Origin of the sequence: Myxococcus sp. AM011 (genome assembly GCF_013372595.1) — a bacterium.
Classification (GTDB): Bacteria; Myxococcota; Myxococcia; order Myxococcales; family Myxococcaceae; genus Myxococcus; species Myxococcus eversor.
The window spans coordinates 1-20,702 of sequence record NZ_JABXEM010000217.1 but is presented as its reverse complement, the minus strand read 5'-3'; the positions used below and the strand labels follow the sequence as shown (position 1 = coordinate 20,702).

Below are 20,702 nucleotides of genomic sequence, written 5' to 3'. Positions count from 1 at the left end.
TACGCGTCTCGGGGGCTCGGAGATGTGTATAAGAGGCAGCGCCTCCGTCGCCTCCGTCCCATGAAGAGGCCATGGAGGCGGGCAACGTCGAGGACAACATCGGCGCCAACGCGGAGGGGATGGAGGAGGTCCGAGATCAGATCCGCGAGCAACTCCACCGCACGCGGGACGGGCTGAAGCGCTCTCGCCGCTCCGGCGGTCGCAACGTCGTGGCTCGCGGCCAGTCGCTCGAGGTGAAGGAAGGACAGAACGTCCAGAGCGCGGTGGTGTACGGCGGAAACCTGGTCGTGAAGGGCCACGTGGAGAACGACGCGGTCGCCTTCGGCGGAAACCTGGTCATCGAGGGCCACGTGGAGGGAGACGCGCACGCCTTCGGCGGCAACGTCGTGCTCAAGCCCGGCGCCAAGGTGGAGGGCGACGTGTCCTCCTTCGGCGGCAACGTGGAGCGCGAGGACGGCTCGGACGTGGAAGGCAGCATCAACACCTTCGGCGGCGCGAACATCGGCCGAATGATCTCCGAAGAGCTGAAGGAAGGCCTCAATGAGGCGCGCAGCCCCAAGCCCATGCGCGACCATGACGCCGACGATGAGGACGACAACAACAACGAAGGCGGGCTTGCCACCTTCATCCTCACCTTCGCGGTGCTGTTCGGCCTGGGCTTCCTGGGGCAGATGTTCTTCCCGGCGCGCATGAAGCAGCTCGGCGACGAGATTCGCGCCCGTCCGGTGCAGAGCGGCCTCACCGGCCTCTTTGGAGTGGTGGCGATGATTCCCCTCACGGTGGTGCTGGCCGTCACCATCATCGGAATCCCCGCGGCGCTGGTGCTGTGGATGGCGGCCCCGCTCGCCGCGGCGCTCGGCTTCGCGGCGGTGGCGAGCGAACTGGGCACGCGGCTGCCGGTGATGCGCGGACGCAAGACGCAGGCGGTGGTGCTGGCGATGGGCTTGCTGGTGTTGCTGGTGGTGGGCGCAATCCCGGTGTTGGGCGCCATCGTCTCCACCCTCGTCGTCCTGGTCGCCCTGGGCGCGGTCATCCGCACCCGCTTCGGGTACCGGCAGCGCGGCAGCGGGATGCCGGAGCCCATCCATCCCCACACCGAGCAGCCGGTTTAACGCACCGCACCCAGAAGTATCCCACCGGGGATCGCCACGAGCCTGCACGGCCCGTGACGGTCCCCGGTGTCGTTTCGGTGGCGGTCTTAGAGAAGTTCCAGCGCGCCATCACCGCGACTGTCGGATGGGGCCCATGACCGGGGTGCGTCATGCCTCGACAGTCTTTGACCCCTCGGTCCGGGTACGCCATTTTGCGCGGCACCCATGCGACGCCTCCCAGACGCCTCGTTGCGCGGCAGGGCCATCACCGTGGACCTCGAGGGCGAGAGCATCCCCGCCATCGAAGGCGAGCCGGTGGCGTGCTCCCTGGTCGCCGCGGGCGAGCCCCTGCTTGCCCGCTCCGTGAAGTACCACCGCCCTCGCGGGCCCTACTGTTTCGCCGCCGCCTGCTCGCACTGTCTGATGCGCGTGGACGGCCTGCCCAACGTCTACACGTGCCGCACGCCCGCGCGAGAGGGCATGAAGCTGGAGCGGCAGAACGCGTACCCCTCCGCCAAGGTGGACGTGTTCGAGACCATCGACTGGTTCTTCCCCAAGGGCCTGGACCACCACGAGATGTTCGCCGGCGTCCCCGTCGCCGAGCAGGTGATGGCCAAGGTCGCCCGCCAGCTCGCGGGCCTCGGCATCCTTCCCAAGGAGGCCGCCCCCGCTTCGCCGGAGTCCCGCACGCTGCGCACCCGCGTGGCCGTGGTGGGTGCTGGCGCCTCGGGACTCGCCGCCGCGCGGGAGTTGACCGAGCGCGGCGTCCCCTTCCTGCTCTTCGAGCGCGAGGACCACGTGGGTGGACGGCTCGCGCATGGAGCGCCCGGGCAGGACGCGCCCTCAATCACGGACGTGGCGACGCTCGCTCCGGACAGCCTCGTCACCCGCGCCACCGCGCTGGGCCTGTATGACGACGAGGCGGGGCGCTTCCTCGTGGTGGGCGCCTGGGAGCCCGCGGGTGTGCGGCTCCTGAAGGTCTACGCGGAGCGCTTCCTGCTGACGCCCGGGGGACACCCGCCGATGGTGCCCTTCGAGAACAATGACCTGCCCGGCGTCTACGCGGGGCGCGCGGCCAGCCTGCTCTTGCGCCGGTATGACGTGGCTCCAGAGGTCGCCGCGCTGGTGGGCTGGGGCGAGGAGCTGTACGGCCTGGCGAGGCTCCTGGAGGAGCGCGGCGTGAAGCTCGCGGCGGTGGTGGACCTGAAGGGCCCGCCTCCCGCTGGAGCCCACCCGCTGGCGGTGGCGGGCACGGAGCCCAAGGCCCACGGCATGCGCCACGTGCGCGCGTTCAGCTTCACGCCTCGCGAGGGCGACCGGCGCAAGGTGGCCTGCGACGCGGTGCTGGTGTCCGTGCCGGTGAGCCCCAGCTTCGAGCTGGCGCGCCAGGGCGGCGCGAGGGTGACCTTCGACGCGGGGCACGGCCTGTTCAAGGTGGAGGCGGACGCGGACGGCCGCACCGAGGCCGGGGACGTGTTCGCCGCGGGCGACGTCACCGGAGGCGGCAGCGCGAAGGACGCGGCTGTCGCGGGACGACGGGTGGCGCAGGCGCTGGTGGGAGGGCTGTCATGAGCAAGTCGATGATCTGCTCGTGCGAGGACGTCACCGCCGACGACGTGCGGCACGCCGTCTCGCGCGGGTATTGCGACGTGGAGTCGGTGAAGCGCTACACCGGCTTCGGCACCGGCATCTGCCAGGGCAAGAGCTGCCTGTCGGCGGTGGCGGCGCTGTTGGAGCAGGAGAAGGCCCTCAAGCCGGCCGCGGTGGTGCCCTTCACCCCGCGCCCTCCCCTGTTCCCCACCGAGCTGCGCCTCTTGGCCACCGCCCCGGTGGACGAGTCGCAGCCTCCCGTGGGCGGCCTGCCCCAGGACGTGGACACCTTCGCCAGCGCGCTGCGGCCCGAGGGTCCCCTGCCCGCCAAGGCCAAGGTGGTCATCATCGGCGGAGGCATCATGGGACTGGCGCTCGCGTACAACCTGGCGCGCGAGGGTGAGACGGATGTCGTCGTGCTGGAGCGCGGCTACCTGTGCGCGGGCGCGTCCGGCCGCAACGGCGGCGGCGTGCGCATGCAGTGGGGCACTCCGGCGTTGTTGGAGCTGGCCAAGCGCTCCATCGACTTGATGAAGACCTTCGCCCGGGACATGGGCATCAACGTCTGGCTGCGCCAGGGCGGCTATCTGTTCCTGGCCCGGACGGACGCGGTGGCGAAGCGGCTGGAGCGCAACGTCACGCTGCACAACCGCCACGGCGTGCCCACGCGGCTCGTCACGCCGGACGCGGCGCGCGACATCGTCCCCGGCCTGACGATGGATGGCTGCGTGGCGGCCTCCTTCAATCCCGAGGACGGCGTCATCTTCCCCTGGCCCTTCCTGTGGGGTTACGCGCAGGCCTGCAAGAAGAAGGGCGTCCGCGTGGAGACGTATACGGACGTCACCGGCTTCGAGGTCAGCGGCGGCCAGATTCGCAAGGTGAAGACGGACCGGGGCGACATCGCCTGTGACACCGTCGTCCTCGCGTCGGGGGCGTGGAGCCCCGAAGTGGCGAAGCTCGTCGACGTGCAACTCCCCAACGAGCCGCACCGCCACGAAATCCTCAGCACCGAGCCCCTCAAGCCCTTCCTGGGGCCGCTGGTGTCAGTGCTCGACTCGGGCCTCTACTTCAGCCAGTCCATGCGCGGCGAAATCGTGGGCGGCATGGGGGACCCGAAGGAGCCCGCCGGGCTCAACATGGGCAGCACCCTGCGCTTCGTGTCCCGCTTCGCCCGCGCGCTCATGGAGCAGATGCCCCACGTGGGCCACGTGAAGGTGCTGCGCCAGTGGGCCGGCTGCTACGACGTGACGCCGGACAACAACCCCATCCTCGGCCGCACCCCCGGCCTGGACAACCTCCTCCAGATGTCGGGCTTCGTCGGCCACGGCTTCATGATGGCCCCCGCCGTCGCCGAGCGGATGGCGAAGTGGATGGTCACCGGCGAGTCCGATGAGCTGTTCACCCGCTTCAACCTGCGCCGCTTCTCAGAAGGGGCCCTGGAGCGCGAGGACATGATCATCGGCTGAGGCGCCCTCGCGAGCCCTCTCACTCCGGCTTCGACGGGCCGCGTTCTCCTCCTTCGCCGGAGTGAAACGCGGCCCGTGGATTTTTCCGCCCCTGTCCTGGCTCGGGACACCGCGCTCCGCGAGTGACCACGAAAACGACACTCCGAGTAAAAATAGCAAATCACGAATATCACGAGACTTTGTCCCGGTCGGCGCGAAGGGCCTTTACACGCGTCCGCTTGAGAGCGGAGCACGCGCGCACCACCTGGAGCGGGGCGGGCGCGGGCCCTCCGAGCGGGAGTGTCCCGGACGTGACGCTGGCACGGGGTGTGCCTGGGCCCTCGCGGCGCGCAATCCCGCGCGTGGTGGAGGAGTCCCCCGATGATCGCGAAGAGCATGCGTGCGTTGTTCCTGGTGGGTGCCCTGTCGGCTTGCGGTACCGAGCAGGCTCCGGACGTTCCTGACGCGGACGGCACCGAGCCGCTCCAGTCCCAGGAGTCCAACGTCATCGTCGGCTCGGTGAACTGGGTGGGCGCCACCACGCTGACGGGCACGCAGCGCACGCGCTCCAGGGCGGTGGGCTACCTGTCCATCCCCGCGGTGGGCAGCCGCTGCACGGCGTGGCTCGTGTCCGCCGACGTCATCATCACCAACAACCACTGCATCGGCAGCGCGTCCGAGGCCGTGGGCGCGCGCGCGTCCTTCAACTACGAGGACGGCGTCGCCTCGGCGGATCGCGTCTGGTACAACTGCGCCACGTTCATCAAGACGTGGTCCGGCGATGACATGACGGCGGTGCGCTGCTCGGCCACGAATGGCCAGCTCCCCGGCAACGTCTACGGCTGGCTGACGGTGTCCACCACCAACGCCGCCGCCAACGCGAGCCTCTACGTCGTGCACCAGAACTGCGACTACTACACGACGACCGGCTGCGTCCCGACGAAGAAGTCCTCGCCGGGCGTGGTGAAGAACGCGAACTACTCCACCACGGACCTGTCCTACGACGCGGACACGCTGGGCGGCTCCTCGGGCTCGCCGGTGATTTCGTCCTCCACGCACCAGGTGGTCGGCCTGCACCACATCGGTCTGGGCGGCAACTCGTCCGGCCGCGGCACGGCCAACACCGGCGTGAAGGCCACCCGCGTGAAGGCGCGCCTGACGGAGATCGGCCTCTAATCCGTCCGAGCTGAATCCGTTCAGGGGGGTAACGACGCCGAGGTCCGGGTTTTCGGCCTCGGCAGTGGTCAGCCCTGACGGAATCTGCTCCGACGGGCTCGGTCGTCCGTCACGTCACGCCGGAGTGGGCTCGCGCGCCAGCAGCACCGGTGACGCGAGCCCCACTGGCAGGGCCTCGGGCGCGGCCAGCACCTCGCGCCGCACCCCACGCAGCGCCAGCCGCCCCAGGCTCCGCTTCACCCCGCGCGGCAGCAATGGCAGCAGCCGCATCACCCACCGGTGGCCCCAGCCCGGATACACCAGGGCCTCGCCCCGCTCGAACGCCGCCAGCGCGGACCGCGCGCAGCGCTCCAGTGAAATCTGGAAGAAGGGCACCTCGCCCGCGTCCTCCGCGCCCGTGTCGCCCACCGGCCCGGGGGCCACGCGGGTGATGACCACGCCGCGCCCCTCCACCTCCAGCCGCAGCGACTCCGTGAAGCCATCCAGGAAGCGCTGCGTGGCGGCGAACATCGTCGAGCCCGGCAGGAAGAGCTGCGCGGCGCCCGAGCCGATGTTCAGCACCCCGCCCCGCCCCCGCTCCAGCATGGGGGCGAGCAGCCGGTGGGTCAGCAGCGCGGGCACCCAGACATTCGCTCGCAGCAGTTCCTCCAGCCCGCCCCAGCGCGCCTCCGCGTACAGCCCGCGGCGCCCCAGCGCGGCGGTGTTCACCAGCACGTCCACCCGGACGAACTTCGCCTCCAGCGAGGCCACGAGCGCGTCGACCTGGCGCGACTCACAGACGTCGCACTGCTCGAGCAGCACGCCCAGGGTGGGATAGAGGGCCAGCAGTTCCTCGCGCAGCGGCTTCAGCCGCGCCACGTCGCGGTCCACGAGGACCAACGTGCGAACGCGCCGGGACAGCAGCCGGGCAAGCTCCCGGCCGAGCCCTTCTGAAGCGCCGGTGATGAGGACCGTGCCCTGGTCAATGGGAGGACGCATGGAAGAGAGCCACCTCCGGTTTCGGTCAGGTGGGCATTCTGCGCACGATTCGCGGGCCGCGCTCGCCTCCCCGCAAGCCCTGCGCCCGGGCCACTCCAGCCAGGCGGGCAGACGGTGGCACGCGACTTCCACTGGGAGTCCTCCGCCCCCATTCCCATGACAGGGGCCTTTCCAACACCGAGGAGCCACCCATGGCCGCACCGTCCCGCATTCTCGTTCCCATCGACCTGAGCGAGGGCTCTCGCGCGGTCATCGACTACGCCCTGAACCTGGCGCGCCCCTTCAACGCCACCGTGGAGGTGGTGCACGCCTGGGAGCCCCCGCAGTACGTCGCGCCGGACCTGTTGGTGGCCGCGCCCGGCTGGAACGCCCTCTCCCTGGAGCAGGTCGCGCTGGACACGGCCAGCAAGGAGCTGGCGACCCTGCTCAAGCAGATGGAGACGGACCCGGTGCCCATCAAGCACCGGGTGCTGGTGGGCGAGGCGGCCTCCACCATCCTGGAGCTCGCGGAGAAGGAGGGGCACGACCTCATCATCATGGGCACCCACGGTCGCCGGGGGATTTCCCGCGTCCTCCTGGGCAGCGTGGCGCAGAAGATTGTCGCCCGCGCGCACTGCCCGGTGCTGACGCTGCACGTCCCGACCGACACGAAGTAGCCGCGGGCCCAAGGCCCCTAGCGTCCGAGTGCCGCCCGCGTGGCGGCCTCCCGCCGCCGTGCCGCGAGCACCGTGGGCGCGGCGAGCACCGACATCGCGACCATGACGAGCACGGCTCCGAGCAACTCGCGCGTCCCCACCCCGGGCAGCCCCAGCCACAGCGACAGCCCCAGCGTGGCCACCACGCCCGCGAGCACGCTGGAGGCGCGATTGACGGGCACGGAGAAGGCGTTCTCTCGCGAGTCCAGCAGGATGAGCCCGCCGAAGATGCCCGTGCCCTGGGACAAGAGGCCCACCAGCATCTCCTCCAGGAGCCGCCCCCGGGTGAACAGGCCGGTGAAGCCCTCGCGGATGTCCTGCGCCGCGACGGAGCCGCCCCAGAGCGCCACCCCCGCGAGCACCAGCACCAGGAAGGGCGTGGCCACCATCTGCTCCTCCACGAAGTAGCGGGTGGACCGCGACTTGTCCTCGGACTTGGCCAGCCGGCTCATGGCGCGCAGCCGGATGAAGTAGCTGAGCAGGTACACGCCCACGTCCACCATGGCCACCAGCGTCATCGTGGCCCGCGCATCCGTGCCCGACGCCACCACCACCGCCGACAGGCTCAGCCCCAGCGCCACCCACGAAGGCCAGCGCACCCGCCTGCGGCTGAGCACATCCACCACGGGCGCCAGCACCAACACGCCGCCGCGCATCAGCAACATCATGAAGACGATGGAGGTGCCCTCCAGCGTGTACGCCAGCGTCGTGGTGCCGATGATGGCCGCCGAGCACATCCCGGACAGGAAGGTCCACGGCCCCGGCGAGGGCACCCGCAGGCCCAGGACTTCCCGGTGCCCCGCGAAGCGCCACCAGCGCTTGAGCGTGAGGAAGACGAACATCCCCACCATCGACGTCGCCGCGCTCACCGGCAAGAGCGTGAAGCCGACGATGCCCTCCTCCATGCCCGGCAGGGAGCCGCTCGACAACGCCTTCGTCAGCGCGCTGTACGGGGCGTAGGCCGCGAAGTACCCGAACGCGTAGAGCCAGATGGAGAGGTCTTGGGAGTCGTCGTGCTGCGTCGAAGATGCGGCCAGGGCGGACCTCGGGACAGGGCCAGGGGTACACCGTACTGCAAGGCACAAGCCCTGGCCCGCGCCGCCTGGAGACACCACCCCATGCAATCGGTGCGAGCTCCCGTCCGTAGGCCTCTCAACTCGGATGCCTCAGGAGCCCGCCATGCGCGCACCACTGCTGCCTACCCTGGCCCTCGCCGCCACCCTCGCCTTCCCGGCCTTCGCGGGGGATGACTCCGCCAAGAAGGCCAACGGCATCAAGGTCGTCTGCGCCGCCAACGGCAAGGACGGCAGCCGCGCCGTGCAGGGCACGGACCTCGTCATCGAGGCCGGGGACAAGGTGACGGACGCGGTCGCCGTGGACGGCAACGTCATCATCCGCAAGGGCGCCAAGGTCGAAGACGCCGTCGCCATCCGGGGCCGGGTCATCGTCGAGTCCGGTGCCCGCGTGACGGGGGACGCCGTCTCCCTGGGCGGGGAGGTCCGCGTGCACAACGGCGCGCGCGTGGACGGCAGCGCCGTGGCCCTGGGCGGAAAGCTCACCGTGGACAAGGACGGCGCCATCGAAGGCGACCGAATCAGCCTGTCCTTCGAGATTGGCGGCAAGGACCTGCTGCGCGGCTTCATCGAGGACGCGCTGGAGGAAGAGACGGGCTGCCACATCATCGACGAGGACGACAACGACGACGACCACGGCGGCAGCCACAAGGACGACAAGGACGTCTGAGCGACGTCCCTCCCCAGCCCGCGCGAGGTGCTACGCGGCGCTGACCGGCTCCGGGGCGGAGTCCGGGTCCCGGGTCAACGGCTGGAGCGAGGCGCGCAGCGAGAGGATCTGCTCGCGCGCCAGCGTCTTGAGCTTCTCCAGGTCATCCATCGTCATGCCCTTGGTGGAGATGGGCGTGCCCACCGTCACCAGGCCGCGCGAGGTGGAGAAGCGCCACGAGTGCTTCGGCAACGCCTTGCGCGTCCCGCTCACCGCCAGCGGCAGCACGTCCGCCTGACGCTCGATGGCCAGCCGGAACGCGCCGTCCTTGAAGGGCAACAGCTCGTCCGTCTTCGAGCGCGTGCCCTCCGGGAAGATCATCACCGGCATCCCCTTCTCCATCCACTCCTTGCAGCGCGCCATGGCGCCCGTGGCGGACTCGCGGTCTCCCCGGTGCACGGGGATGTCGCCGGCGATGCTCATCATCCACCCGACGACGGGAATCTTGAAGAGGTTGGCCTTGCCCAGCCACTTCATCTCCCAGGGCAGGTGGGAGATGAGGAACGGGTCCGCGTTGGACTCGTGGTTGCTCACCACCACCGTGTTGGGGGCCACGTGGTCCGGCACCGTGCCGTGCACGCGGAAGCGCCAGTACGGCGTCAGCTTCGCGGCGGTGACGCCCACCAGCCGGAAGCACCGGCCCGTGGCGTAGCGCGTCTTGTCGAACGGCAGCGTGAAGATGGCGATGACGAGCTGAACGAAGAAACCGACCAGCGCGACGATTCCAATCTCGACCCACGTCCAGATGGAGAGCAGTGCGTTCATGAGAGCCTCGAGAAATCGTCAGCGGACGGCGGAGTCCAGGTCCACGCTCACCGGGCAGTGGTCCGAACCCGACACTTCGGGGTGGATGGCGGCGCGCTTGACGTAGGCCATGGCGCCCGGCGACGCCAGGACGTAGTCGATGCGCCAGCCGATGTTCTTCTCCCGCACCCCGAAGCGCTGGCTCCACCACGAGTAGTGGCCGCCGCCCTTGTTGAAGTGCCGGAAGCTGTCGACCCAGCCCGCGCGGAGCCAGCGGTCCAGTTCCTCGCGCTCCTCCGGACGGAAGCCGCTCGTCTCGCGGTTCTCCCGGGGACGCGCCAGGTCGATGTCTTGATGCGCCGTGTTGAAGTCACCCACCACCAGCACGCGCCCGCCGTCGCGAAGCGGCTTCTCCAGCTCCGTGAAGAGGCGCCGGTAGAAGGCCAGCTTGAAGGGGATGCGGCTCAAGTCCCGGTCCTTCCCGTTGCCGTTGGGGAAGTACACGTTGGCCACGGTGAGCTTGCCGAAGCGGGCGAGCTGGAGCCGGCCCTCCACGTCCATCTCCGGGACGCCCAGGCGGGTCTCCACCGCGTCCGGCTCGTCTCGGGAGAACAGGCCCACGCCGCTGTAGCCGGGGCGCTCCGCGGACGAGAAGTGCGTCTTCCACCGGGGCGGAGTGCGGACCTCGTTGGGGAGCTGCTCGGGGCGCGCGCGCACCTCCTGCAGCGCCACCACCTGCGCCCTCGCGCCCGACAACCACGGCAGGAAGCCCTTGCCGTGGGCCGAACGCAGCCCATTCACGTTCCATGAGACGACTCGCACGGACACGCTTATGGCCCGGCCGGGCCGGGTTTTCCAGCCCCTACCGGTTCACAGACCGGTAGGGGCCGGGGGTTGCCGTCAACTACTCCGTGGCGCTGGAGGAGTTCTGGGGCTGACGCGTCGTCCTGAGGATGAAGTCGGACGCGTTGTCCTGCGAGTCATACCCGTTGCCAGCCGTCGCGTCCGAGCCACCCTGCATGGTCGCCGCCGTGGAGGAGATGGACGCCTTGCGCTCGTAGCTCCCCGCCGCCGCCGGGATGGTCGGGAAGGCAGTGCCTTCGGGGGCATTGCCGGTGCCGTAGCCAAGGGCATCCACCGTGTTCGGGTCATTCAGCCCAGTGTTCAGCGCCGGAGGGCCGATGCGCACGTTGCCGCCGCCATTGGCGCTGGCCTGCATGGAGAAGACCGTGCCCCAGCTCGCATCCCCGCTCACGGAGCCCGAGTAGAGCTGGTGTACCACGAGGTAGAAACCGCGAGGCTGGATGGTTGCGCCCGCCGGCAGCGAGACGGACTGGTAGATGGTGCCTGTCGCGCTCTTGTACTGGACCTTCCAGCCGGACAGGTCCACCGCGGTGGCGGTGGGGTTGAACAGCTCGATGAACTCGTCGCTCGCGTTGCTCGGGCCCTGCGGAGCCACCTCGCTGATGACGACGTGGTTGGCGCCCGTGGGCGCGGCCGTCACGCGAAGCTGCGCCGACGCCGACCAGCCGCCCAGCGTGGCAACGACCAGGCCCTCACCGCTGACATTGGCCGCGACCAGGTCGAACTTGGCGGACAGCGTGTTGGCCAGCACCGTCACCTGGGCCGGCACCGCTCCCAGGTTGGACGGCTGAACAGCCACCGACACCACCGTGTCCACCGCCGGAGGCACATCCAGCGTCACCGTGAAGGCGAACGAGGAGCCACCCGCCACCACGGCGATTTCAGGAGAGAGCTGCTCCAGCGCCGCCGGCTGATCCGCGGCCAGCACCTTCACCTGGGCATCACGCGTCACACCGCCCAGGCTGGCCGTCAACGTGACCTTCTGCACACCCGGGTCCTGCGACGCGTCGGCGCTCAGGATGACCATCGCGGAGCGCTCGCCCGCGGGAATCACCACCTGCCCACCGTCCACGGAGACGGCGGGGCTGGACGACGACACCGTCACCACCGTGTCCTGGAGCGCCGGGCCGCTGAGCGTCACCGTCAGCGGCTCGGGGAACGTCGGCCCGCTGAAGCCCGAGCGAACGAAACCGCCCGTGGGAGACAGCGAGGACAGCGTCGCCTCGGCCGCGCCCGCGGGCACCAGGTCCGCGGCGGAGCGCGGCTCGATCTTCGAGTGGTCGTTGCGCAGCTCCAGCACGCCGGTGATGGAGAAGAACTGGGCCCCCAGCGCCGGCAGCGGGAACGCGTACAGGTAGTCGTTGATGCGCAGCGAGCCGTTCACCTCGAACTCACCGGTGGGCGCGGTGTCGCCGCCGCCCACGGGAGGCGCGATGCTCGTCACGTTCACCTGCGACACGCGCACCAGCACGCCTTCCAGCGGACCGGCGCGCAGGCCACCCGTGGCGATCTCCAGGGGCGTCACCACCTGAGGCGTCGGCAGCGTGCTGCCCTGGCTGACGACCGCCGTCGTGGGCGTGGAGATCTGCAGCTGCCCGAAGTAGTTGGCCACCGTGCCGTCGACATTCACCCGAACGCCCGCCACCACGTTGGCCGGAGGAGCGGTGCGGGTGAAGACGAAGACACCGGAGTAGTCCGCGCCCTGGTAGCCCTGGTCCAACGGGTTGACCTGGACGAAGTAGCCCGTCGTCCCCACGCCGGTGACGGTGACGTTGGAGAAGCCCACGCGCTGGCCCAGCCACGCGGAGCCTCCGCCCGGAGCCGGCGTCTTCACCTCGTAGATGGACAGCGGGCACGCGGCGTCGCCCGGGTTGGGCGCGGGGCAGATGTCACAGACATCGCCACGACCGTCGCCATCCGCGTCGGCCTGGTCGGGGTTGGGCACGCTGGGGCAGTTGTCCACGGCGTTGATGACGCCGTCGGCGTCCGAGTCGTTCGGGTTGGGCCGGGCGCACAGCGTGGTGTTCGCGTTGAGCGGGCACACGTCGCACGCATCACCCACGCCGTCGCCGTCCTCGTCCCGCTGGATGCCCTGGTCCATCGGGCGCACCGGGTTGAAGACAGACGGGCAGTTGTCCTGCGCGTCGGCGATTCCGTCGCCGTCCACGTCGGTGCCGGTGGGGTCACCCGAGTAGGCGGTGGAGCCCGTCACGGAGGCCGGGAAGCGCGAGTCCGTGGAGGCACGGCGGGGCTCGCACACCGGCTCGTTCGCGGGCGTGGTGCAGGAGAACAGCGGGTACGCGCTGTTGTTGCGCGAGGACAGCGTGGACAGCGAAATGCCGAGCTCCGACTGGAGGCACACCGAGCGCGGCGCGCCGCAGACGTCCAGCGTGTCGCAGCCCGTGCCGCCCAGGGCGGAGACCACCGCCGACTCGCCAAAGAGCGCCTTGCCGCCGCGCATCGTCAGCACCACGTCCGCCGGCTCCGCCATGATGACGGCGCGGTACGGCGAGTCCAGGTGGCCGTTGAGCCGGAAGATGGCCACGTCCGCCACCTTGCCCGGCGCCAGCGCGCCCGTGTTCGTGGCCTGGAACGCGTGGGCCGCGTTGCCCGTCACCATCGCCCACGTCTCAGCGTCGGTCAGCGTGTTGTTGAAGTAGTCGGTGTCCAGCGCGTCCGCGCAGCGCAGCTCGCGCAGGATGTTCATGGAGCCGGAGCGCAGCCAGTCGGTGCCCAGCGCGATGTTCACGCCCAGGGACTTGTAGAGCGGCACGGCGGCGGTATCGCCATACAGGCCGACGTTGGAACGCGGCGACCAGACGAGGCTGGTGCCCTTGCCCGAAATCATGGAGATGTCGGAGGCGCGCAGCCCGATGCCATGGATGATGGCCGTGCGCGGGCCGAGGATGTCCTGACCACCGGCCTGCTGACCGGAGAGGCAGAGGAACTCGTTGCGCGCGGTAGCCTCGATTCCCTCGGCGATGTGCGGCAGGTAGGCCGAGGCGGCCGGGATGGCCGCCGGCGTGTCGATTCCCGCGTAGCCGCAGCCGCTCGCCAGCTCGCGACCGTTGCTGTCGCTCAGGGGGAACGTCTCGTAGTTCGCGCCCGAGCCCGCACCCAGGCCTTCCTGGTTGCTGGCCGTTTCGGACACGTTGGGCGCGTCCAGGTTGCGCAACAGGCCCTTGGCTCCACCCGAGCCGGCGACGGACGTGGTGCCCGCCATGACCTGGCGCAGCTCGCCCCAGCGGATCCCATCCGCGCCCGTCGACCCACCGGAGGAGACGAGCGTGTGGCCGTTGTTGCCCACGCGCCAGTCGTGACGGTGCTCGTAGCGCTCCTCCACCGACGCGCCCGTCGCCACGTAGGGCGCGGCCTGGAACGTGATGTGGTCATGCGAGTTGATGAGACCCGGCGACACCACCGACTGAGGACACGTCACGCGCGTGGCCGTGGACGCGCCCGGCGTCTGGGAGCAATCACAGCTCACGCACTGGATGGTGCCCGCGGAGTCCACCAGCATCTGCCCACCCTGGTAGATCTTGTCCGGCGCCAGGATGATGCCCGTGAACAGCTTCGCCGCGCCGCCCGACTCCACCGTGCAGGCGCCCGTCGGAGGAGGCGGCAGGTTCGCCGCGGGGCACATCACCACGGTCTCACCCGTGCCAGCGTCCGTGCCGGCATCGCTTCCAGTGCCCGCGTCCGTCTCACCCGGACCCGCGTCCGTGGTGCCCGCGTCCGTCTCACCCGGACCCGCGTCCGTGGTGCCCGCGTCCGTCTCACCCGGACCCGCGTCCGTGGTGCCCGCGTCCGTCTCACCAGGACCCGCGTCCGTGGTGCCCGCATCCGTCTCACCAGGACCCGCGTCCGTGGTGCCCGCATCCGCCTCACCAGGACCGGCGTCCGTGGTGCCCGCGTCCGTCTCACCAGGGCCCGCGTCCGTGGTGCCCGCATCCGTCTCACCAGGACCCGCGTCCGTGGTGCCCGCGTCCGTCTCACCAGGACCCGCGTCCGTGGTGCCCGCGTCCGCCTCACCAGGGCCCGCGTCCGTGGTGCCAGCATCCGTCTCGACAGGGCCGCCATCCGTCTCCACGGGGCCAGCGTCGGTCTCGACAGGACCTCCATCCGTCTCGACAGGACCGCCATCCGTCTCCACCGGGCCAGCGTCCGGATCCACGGGGCCGGCATCCGGTACGCCCGAATCCGGCACGCCCGCGTCAGGCGTCAACTGGCAGGTGTTCTCACATCCATCCCCGTTCGTCCTGTTGCCGTCGTCACAGCGCTCGCCGCTCTCGACGGTGCCGTTTCCACAGACGGGATTGTTGGGGACGGGGTCGTCATCACCGCAAGCGGAGACGACCAGGAGTAGCGCCGCGAGCGGCGCCAGCAGTTGGCGAAAGGACCAGGACATGAAGGGGACGCTCCGGAGTGGCAGACCTGCGGGGTCCTGAATCCTACAACCGGCGCCCATCTTTCAATCGGCAAAATTTCAACAGCAGCGTAGCAATTTGCAAGACCCGGGGTATTTCCCACCCCAGGAAAACTCAGGAAATTCCCGTGCTTCCGTTGAACTCCAGCTTGACGCTCTCCTCCGGGTTCCTTTGAAAACTCTCAGACAACCTCACGCAGTGTGAGGGAAGTGTCGCGAGTACGGACGCTTACGCGGAGTGTTTACTTCCGGTCGCAGGCCCCCATAGTGAGACATCAGAACCACGGACCGTATGTCTGTGTTTCATTAGAGAGATCTCAGAAACACGCAAAGCATTCCTGACGGACTAATCATGGAATCGCCTCCACTGGAGGCGACGCAGGGGGACGTGTGTCTTCAACCCAGAAACGACAACACCCGGGGGGGAAATCCCTCCCCGGAGGCCGGGTCGCGCCCACGCTCGGGCGGTCCGTCCTGACCGCCACGCTGCTCTTCAGCCTCGCCTGCCAAACCGAGGGCACCGACGCCTCCGCGCAGGCCGCGCCAGACTCCCAGCCCATGGCGCCCGCGCAGGAGAAGGCGGTGGGCTCCTCTCCACAGGCCGTCGCCGAGCCTCCTTGCGGACGGACCCTCTTCGCGGAAGTGGTCGCGATGGATCAGGTCTACACCTACAACCGGCTGGGCTCCTTCAATCCCACGGGCATGATCTATGCCCTGATGGATGACGTGGAGCCCATCAGCGTGAGCAAGCCCGCGGGCCCCGGCAACGTGCGGTTGAAGACGAACAAACGCCCCCGCCCGCTCACCCTGCGCGCCAACGTGGGGGACTGCCTTCAGGTGAAGTTCCACAACTGGCTGGCCCCCACCCGCTCGGCGATTCCCAGCCCGAACGAGTCCCAACCCGGCCCGAGCAGGGCGGGCGGCTCCTCCACGCTGAGCTTCCTGCGCAAGGTCCTGCCCCTCTGGGTGTGGACGATCACGTATGACCCCGTCCAATCGCTCATCAAGCGCGAGGCGGTGGGCGGCCGGTGGTTCTGGCTCGGCGAGGACAAGGAGGCGGAGAACGACCACCGCGACAACTCCCCCGCCACCCGCCACGCTTCCATCCACATCCAGGGCCTGCAGTACCGGAACATCTTCTCGGACGGCGCCAACGTCGGCAACAACCCCAGCAGCCTCGTGCCCTCCGGCGGCTCGTTCGACTACGTGTGGTACGCCGACCACGAGGGCGTCTTCTTCTTCCACAGCATGGGGGCCTCGTTCGGCGGCGAGGGCGACGGCGGCTCCACCGCGCAGGGCCTCTTCGGCGCCGTCAACGTCGAGCCCCCTGGCAGCACCTGGTATCGCTCCAAGGTGAGCGAGGGCGTGCTCAAGGCCGTCACCACCGGCACCAACCCGGACGGCACGCCCCTCATCCAGTACAACGCGGTGGATGGCTCCGGCCGTCCCCACCTGGCCATCCTGGACTCCAACCGGAAGATCCGCCACGGCGACCTGGAGGCCATCATCACCGGGTACACGAGCACGTCGGTGGGCACCCTGACGTCCGTCGACCAGGGCCACTTCCGCGAGCTCACCGCCATCTACCACGATGAAATCAAGGCGGTTCAGGCCTTCGACGAGCTGGAGTGGAACCCGACGTTCCACAGCGTCCGCGACGGCTTCGGGGTGAACTACGGCGTGGCGGGCCTGGGCGCGGAGCTCATCGCCAACCGCGCGAAGATCGGCCCCACCAAGGACTGCGTCACCTGCGAGTACGAGGAGTTCTTCCTCGAGTCCTGGGCCAACGGCGACCCGGCGATGAACGTGGAGAAGGACTCCTCGGGCAAGGCCGTGGCGGCGCTCTATCCGGACGACCCGACCAACGTGCACCACAGCTACCTGGGCGACCCGGTGCGCATCCGCAACATCCACGCGGGCCCCGCGGAGACCCACGTCTTCCACCTCCACGCCCACCAGTGGAAGTACTCCCCCGCCGCCCAGGACTCCAACTACCTGGACTCGCAGACCGTGAGCCCCGGCTCGGCCTTCACCTACGACATCAACTTCGGTGGCTCCGGCAACCGCAACCTCACCGTGGGCGACTCCATCCACCACTGCCACCTGTACCCCCACTTCGCGCAAGGCATGTGGGCGCTGTGGCGCGTGCATGACGTGTTCGAGGCCGGCACCAAGGACCGCGTGCTGCCCGACGCGGAGATCAAGAACGGCACCCCCAACCCGGCCGTCATCCCCATCCCCAGCCGGGCCATGCCGCCCATGCCCACGTACGTCGCCACCACCGTGAGCACGCCCTCGGGCCTGAGGACGCGGCCCGCGTTCCCCGGCTACCCCTTCTACATCCCGGGCATGCCCGGCCGCCGCACGCCCCAGGCCCCGCTGGACCTGGAGTTCGACGGCGGCCTGCCGCGCCACATCGTCACCAACGCGGTGGGCCCGGTGGCCTACGGCAACTCGGGACGCTTCGACGTGGACCCGACGGCGCTCAACATCAAGCTGCTGCCCCAGGCCGGCACTCCGACGGAGCAGGCCGCCATGGCCTTCCACTCCGGCGACTTCCCCAGCTCCGCGGGCGTCACCGCGCCGACCATCGTCCCGCTCCACAATGACCCCACCTTCGCGGAGACGCTGAAGTACTACCCCGCCTACACCCCGTTGGGTGGCATCGGGAAGTTCCTCGTCAACGGCCGGCAGCCCGTGGCCGGCGCGCCCTTCGCGGACCCGTGTCCGGCGCGCACGACGAAGCGCAACTACCGCGCGACCTATCTGCAGATCGCCATGCAGCGGGTGAACCGCGCGGGCTGGCATGACCCGCAGGCGCGCCTGATGGTGCTCAACGAGGACGTGGCGGCCACCCAGGACGGCAAGCGGCCTCCGGAGCCCTTCTTCTTCCGCGCCGAGTCGGGCGAGTGCATCAACTTCTACGCCACCAACCTCATCCCCGCGCACCTGGAGCCGGATGACTTCCAGATCTACACGCCGACGGACGTCATCGGTCAGCACATCCATCTGGTGAAGTTCGACGTGACGGCGGCGGACGGCGCCGGCAACGGTTGGAACTACGAGGACGGCACGCTGTCCGCGGACACGGTGGCGCACCGCATCCACCTGGCCAACGCGGCGGGCGGCGCCTTCGCCGCGGATGGCAACGTGACTGAGACAGGCACGCGCGTGTACCTCACCGCTCCCGCCTCCCATCCCCGTATCCCCCGCGCGCCGGGCACCGCGCAGACCTCCGTGCAGCGCTGGTGGGCAGACCCGCTGATCAGCCCCTCGGGCAAGGAGCACCCGCTGGAGACCGTGTTCACCCACGACCACTTCGGCCCGTCGTCACATCAGCAGCACGGCTTCTACGGCGCGCTCATCGTCGAGCCGAAGGGCTCCAAGTGGAGGGATCCCCGCACGGGCATCTACTACGGCTCGCGCGTGGCGGACGGTGGCCCGACGAGCTGGAGCGCGGACATCATCACCCCGAACCCGGCCAACAGCTTCCGCGAGTTCGCCATCGCCTTCGCGGACTACGTGCCCCTCTACGACGAGTGCGGCAAGCCGGTGAACCCGCCCAACTACAAGGAGACGAGTCTGCCGTGGGCGGTGGACTTCTGGGCCACGCCCATGCCGGAGGCCATCAGCGCCGCGGACCCGGGCGGGATGACCATCAACTACCACAACGAGCCCATCCCCCACCGCATCTCCTCCCGCATCAGCTGCAGTGATCGCGTGCAGCGCAGCGGGGCGCGCGGAGACATGGCCAACGTCTTCCGCTCGGACATCCATGGCGACCCGTACACGCCGGTGATGTACGGCAACCCGGGCGACAACGTCCGCATCCGCCTCATCCAGGGCTCGCAGGAGGAGCAGCACTCCTTCACCCTGCACGGCAACAAGTGGCTCAAGGAGTTGTACGAGCCGGACAGCGGCTACTACAACGCGCAGGCCATCGGCATCTCCGAGAAGTTCGAGTTCAACCTGACCGGCGGCCTGCCGCAGATCGTCGGCCCGTACGAGACGGCGGACTACATGTACATGAGCGCTTCCACGGGCGATTTGTGGAACGGCATGTGGGGCATCCTCCGGACGACGAAGAACCGGCTGCGAGGCACCCGCACCCTGGCGGACGTGGCCATGCTCGCCGCGGACGAGAACCCGAAGCTCCAGACGGTCGCCCGGGGCGCCGCGAACGGAGAGGCGCAGGCCTACCCGCCGCTCAACATCCTGGACCTGCCCCCGGAGGCCGGCCTCCAGGTGCTGGACCCGGACAAGGAACGCGACTCCGTGCAGGACTCCTACGAGGTGGACGAGACGGGCAAACCGGTGAAGCTACGCACCGTCGAGCACGTCATGGCCGACCGCGAGGGGATGATCCGCATCGACAAGGACATGGTGCTCAAATACGAGGAGCTCCAGTGGTTCGGCACCAAGCCCGTCAAGACGGACTCGTGTCCGAAGGGCGCGCCGGTCCGCATCTACCGGGTCTCCGCCATCGACGCGAAGAACCACATCTTCGGCAAGCGGGTCGTCTACAACGACCGGTACAAAATCTACGACCCGGATGCCATCATCTTCGCGCAGGACACGCACCTGGCCGCGCTGAAGTCCGGCGCGCGCAAGCCGGAGCCGCTCATCCTCAGGGCCCGCGCGGGTGAGTGCGTCCAGGTCATCCTGACCAACCGGCTGCCCTCCAGCACGCTGCCGAAGACGAACATCTGGGCGCACCACTCGGCCATCACCCCGCGCTTCAACGTCAACCAGGTGCGGATGTCGAACCACGTGTCGCTGCATCCGCAGCTCGTCAACTACGACGTCAACGTGGACGACGGCGCCAACGTGGGCCTCAACGCGGTGCAGACGGTTCCGCCCGGCGGCGCGCGCACGTACCGGTGGTTCGCCGGTGAGTTCAAGAGCTCGCCGCTCGGCACGCCGTTCCCCTTGAGCCGCAGGACGTCCATGGAGTTCGGCATCGTCAACCTGCGCAACATGGCGGACGTGGTCAACCACGGCATGCACGGCGCCATCGGCGCGCTCATCATCGAGCCCACCGACGCCTCCTGGTCGACCGACCCGGGCACCGAGGCTCAGGCGTACGTCTCGTACACCAAGGCCGACGGCAAGCCGGAGACGTTCCGCGAGTTCGTCGCCCTCTTCCAGGACGACCTGGGCCTGCACAGCGATGACTCCACCTTCTGGGACACGGATGGCCTGTCGAGCTACACGGCGCTGCGCAACACGTCGGGCATCGACGACTCGCAGGACACGGGCCAGAAGGGTTTCAACTACCGCACCGAGCCCTTGTGGGCCCGGCTGGGACTGCCTCCGCAGACGAGTCCGGACATCATCAACGACCGCGACCTGAGGGACATCCTCAGCTCCTCGGTGCACGGGGACCCGGCCACGCCGGTGTTCCTGGCGAAGGTGGGCGACCCGCTGCGCTGGCGGTTCGGCCATCCCTCCGGCCACTCGCGCCAGCACGCCATCTCCATGCATGGCGCGGAGTGGCGCCGCAACCCGTGGGCCGCGGGCACCCAGTCGCGCGTCATGGGCCCCAATGCCACCTCGCCCATCATCTCCACCCAGGGTGGCGCGTCGGTGATGCAGTCGTACACGATGATTCCCGAGTACGGAGCCGGTGGCGCCTCCAGCATCAAGGGCGACTACATGTACCGAGACCACGCCAGCTTCCTGTGGAGCGGCGGCGGCCTGTGGGGCGTGTACCGGGTGCAGTAGCGGTTGCGTGGCACCAGGGCGACGCGGCTCGGACCGGGCCGCGTCGCCCCCTCTTCTCCAGTCCCTGGATGTGTCCCACCATGCGCAAGAGCCTTGCCGTCATCACCGCGGGCGTGTTGTCCCTGGGAGCCCTCGCCACCGTTGGGTGGAAGCTCCTTCCGCGCGAAGAGCCGGTCCTCCCTGAACC

At 69.4% G+C, this 20,702-nt stretch carries 12 protein-coding genes; 7 read left to right on the top strand and 5 right to left on the bottom strand.

The window, feature by feature from the left end; all coding sequences use genetic code 11:
• The first annotated feature begins 71 nt into the window (after positions 1-71).
• From HUW62_RS34605 to HUW62_RS34590, 4 genes are all read left to right on the top strand, one after another.
• Positions 72-1,112, top strand: coding sequence for a polymer-forming cytoskeletal protein (locus HUW62_RS34605; protein WP_255203820.1), 1,041 nt, complete (start codon positions 72-74; stop codon positions 1,110-1,112).
• A gap of 204 nt (positions 1,113-1,316) precedes the next feature.
• Positions 1,317-2,663 carry a 2Fe-2S iron-sulfur cluster-binding protein gene (locus tag HUW62_RS34600; RefSeq protein ID WP_176436850.1) on the top strand — a complete coding sequence of 449 codons (1,347 nt, stop codon included), beginning with the start codon at positions 1,317-1,319 and terminating at the stop codon, positions 2,661-2,663.
• A complete protein-coding gene (locus HUW62_RS34595) occupies positions 2,660-4,147 on the top strand; it encodes an FAD-dependent oxidoreductase (protein WP_176436849.1) in 1,488 nt (495 codons plus the stop codon). The genes HUW62_RS34600 and HUW62_RS34595 overlap by 4 nt, the downstream gene beginning before the upstream one ends.
• 360 nt (positions 4,148-4,507) lie before the next feature.
• Positions 4,508-5,302 (top strand): serine protease, encoded by a 795-nt coding sequence (locus HUW62_RS34590; protein WP_163867130.1) that lies wholly within the window; start codon positions 4,508-4,510, stop codon positions 5,300-5,302.
• A gap of 114 nt (positions 5,303-5,416) precedes the next feature.
• Here HUW62_RS34590 and HUW62_RS34585 read toward each other — a convergent pair whose 3' ends face one another.
• Entirely contained in the window at positions 5,417-6,280 is an 864-nt protein-coding gene (locus HUW62_RS34585; protein WP_163867129.1) for an SDR family oxidoreductase, read from the bottom strand.
• 191 nt (positions 6,281-6,471) lie between these two features.
• Between HUW62_RS34585 and HUW62_RS34580 the strand changes: the two genes are divergently transcribed.
• Positions 6,472-6,936 carry a universal stress protein gene (locus HUW62_RS34580; protein ID WP_163867128.1) on the top strand — a complete coding sequence of 155 codons (465 nt, stop codon included), beginning with the start codon at positions 6,472-6,474 and terminating at the stop codon, positions 6,934-6,936.
• Between the two features lie 17 nt (positions 6,937-6,953).
• Here HUW62_RS34580 and HUW62_RS34575 read toward each other — a convergent pair whose 3' ends face one another.
• On the bottom strand, positions 6,954-8,090 hold the full coding sequence (locus HUW62_RS34575; protein ID WP_368670544.1) for a hypothetical protein: 1,137 nt from the start codon (positions 8,088-8,090) through the stop codon (positions 6,954-6,956).
• A gap of 64 nt (positions 8,091-8,154) precedes the next feature.
• On the opposite strand from HUW62_RS34575, the gene HUW62_RS34570 reads away from it, so the two are divergent.
• Entirely contained in the window at positions 8,155-8,718 is a 564-nt protein-coding gene (locus HUW62_RS34570) for a hypothetical protein (protein WP_176436848.1), read from the top strand.
• A 30-nt stretch (positions 8,719-8,748) separates the two neighbouring features.
• Here HUW62_RS34570 and HUW62_RS34565 read toward each other — a convergent pair whose 3' ends face one another.
• The 3 genes from HUW62_RS34565 to HUW62_RS49175 all read right to left on the bottom strand — a co-directional run bounded on the left by HUW62_RS34565 (position 8,749) and on the right by HUW62_RS49175 (position 14,773).
• A complete protein-coding gene (locus HUW62_RS34565) occupies positions 8,749-9,522 on the bottom strand; it encodes a 1-acyl-sn-glycerol-3-phosphate acyltransferase (RefSeq protein ID WP_163867126.1) in 774 nt (257 codons plus the stop codon).
• An 18-nt stretch (positions 9,523-9,540) separates the two neighbouring features.
• Positions 9,541-10,323, bottom strand: coding sequence for an exodeoxyribonuclease III (locus tag HUW62_RS34560; RefSeq protein ID WP_176436847.1), 783 nt, complete (start codon positions 10,321-10,323; stop codon positions 9,541-9,543).
• Positions 10,324-10,405: 82 nt separating this feature from the next.
• Positions 10,406-14,773, bottom strand: coding sequence for a lamin tail domain-containing protein (locus tag HUW62_RS49175; protein ID WP_176436846.1), 4,368 nt, complete (start codon positions 14,771-14,773; stop codon positions 10,406-10,408).
• Positions 14,774-15,349: 576 nt separating this feature from the next.
• Between HUW62_RS49175 and HUW62_RS34550 the strand changes: the two genes are divergently transcribed.
• The gene (locus HUW62_RS34550; RefSeq protein WP_163867355.1) at positions 15,350-20,515 is read left to right on the top strand and encodes a multicopper oxidase domain-containing protein; all 5,166 of its coding nucleotides are present in this window, start codon (positions 15,350-15,352) and stop codon (positions 20,513-20,515) included.
• Positions 20,516-20,702 lie beyond the last annotated feature (187 nt).

Bases quoted from the DNA above. Each gene is read 5' to 3' on its own strand.
- HUW62_RS34605 (WP_255203820.1), top strand. From the start codon at position 72: ATGGAGGCGGGCAACGTCGAGGACAACATCGGCGCCAACGCGGAGGGG.
- HUW62_RS34600 (WP_176436850.1), top strand. From the start codon at position 1,317: ATGCGACGCCTCCCAGACGCCTCGTTGCGCGGCAGGGCCATCACCGTG.
- HUW62_RS34595 (WP_176436849.1), top strand. From the start codon at position 2,660: ATGAGCAAGTCGATGATCTGCTCGTGCGAGGACGTCACCGCCGACGAC.
- HUW62_RS34590 (WP_163867130.1), top strand. From the start codon at position 4,508: ATGATCGCGAAGAGCATGCGTGCGTTGTTCCTGGTGGGTGCCCTGTCG.
- HUW62_RS34585 (WP_163867129.1), bottom strand. From the start codon at position 6,280: ATGCGTCCTCCCATTGACCAGGGCACGGTCCTCATCACCGGCGCTTCA.
- HUW62_RS34580 (WP_163867128.1), top strand. From the start codon at position 6,472: ATGGCCGCACCGTCCCGCATTCTCGTTCCCATCGACCTGAGCGAGGGC.
- HUW62_RS34570 (WP_176436848.1), top strand. From the start codon at position 8,155: ATGCGCGCACCACTGCTGCCTACCCTGGCCCTCGCCGCCACCCTCGCC.
- HUW62_RS34565 (WP_163867126.1), bottom strand. From the start codon at position 9,522: ATGAACGCACTGCTCTCCATCTGGACGTGGGTCGAGATTGGAATCGTC.
- HUW62_RS49175 (WP_176436846.1), bottom strand. From the start codon at position 14,773: ATGTCCTGGTCCTTTCGCCAACTGCTGGCGCCGCTCGCGGCGCTACTC.
- HUW62_RS34550 (WP_163867355.1), top strand. From the start codon at position 15,350: ATGGCGCCCGCGCAGGAGAAGGCGGTGGGCTCCTCTCCACAGGCCGTC.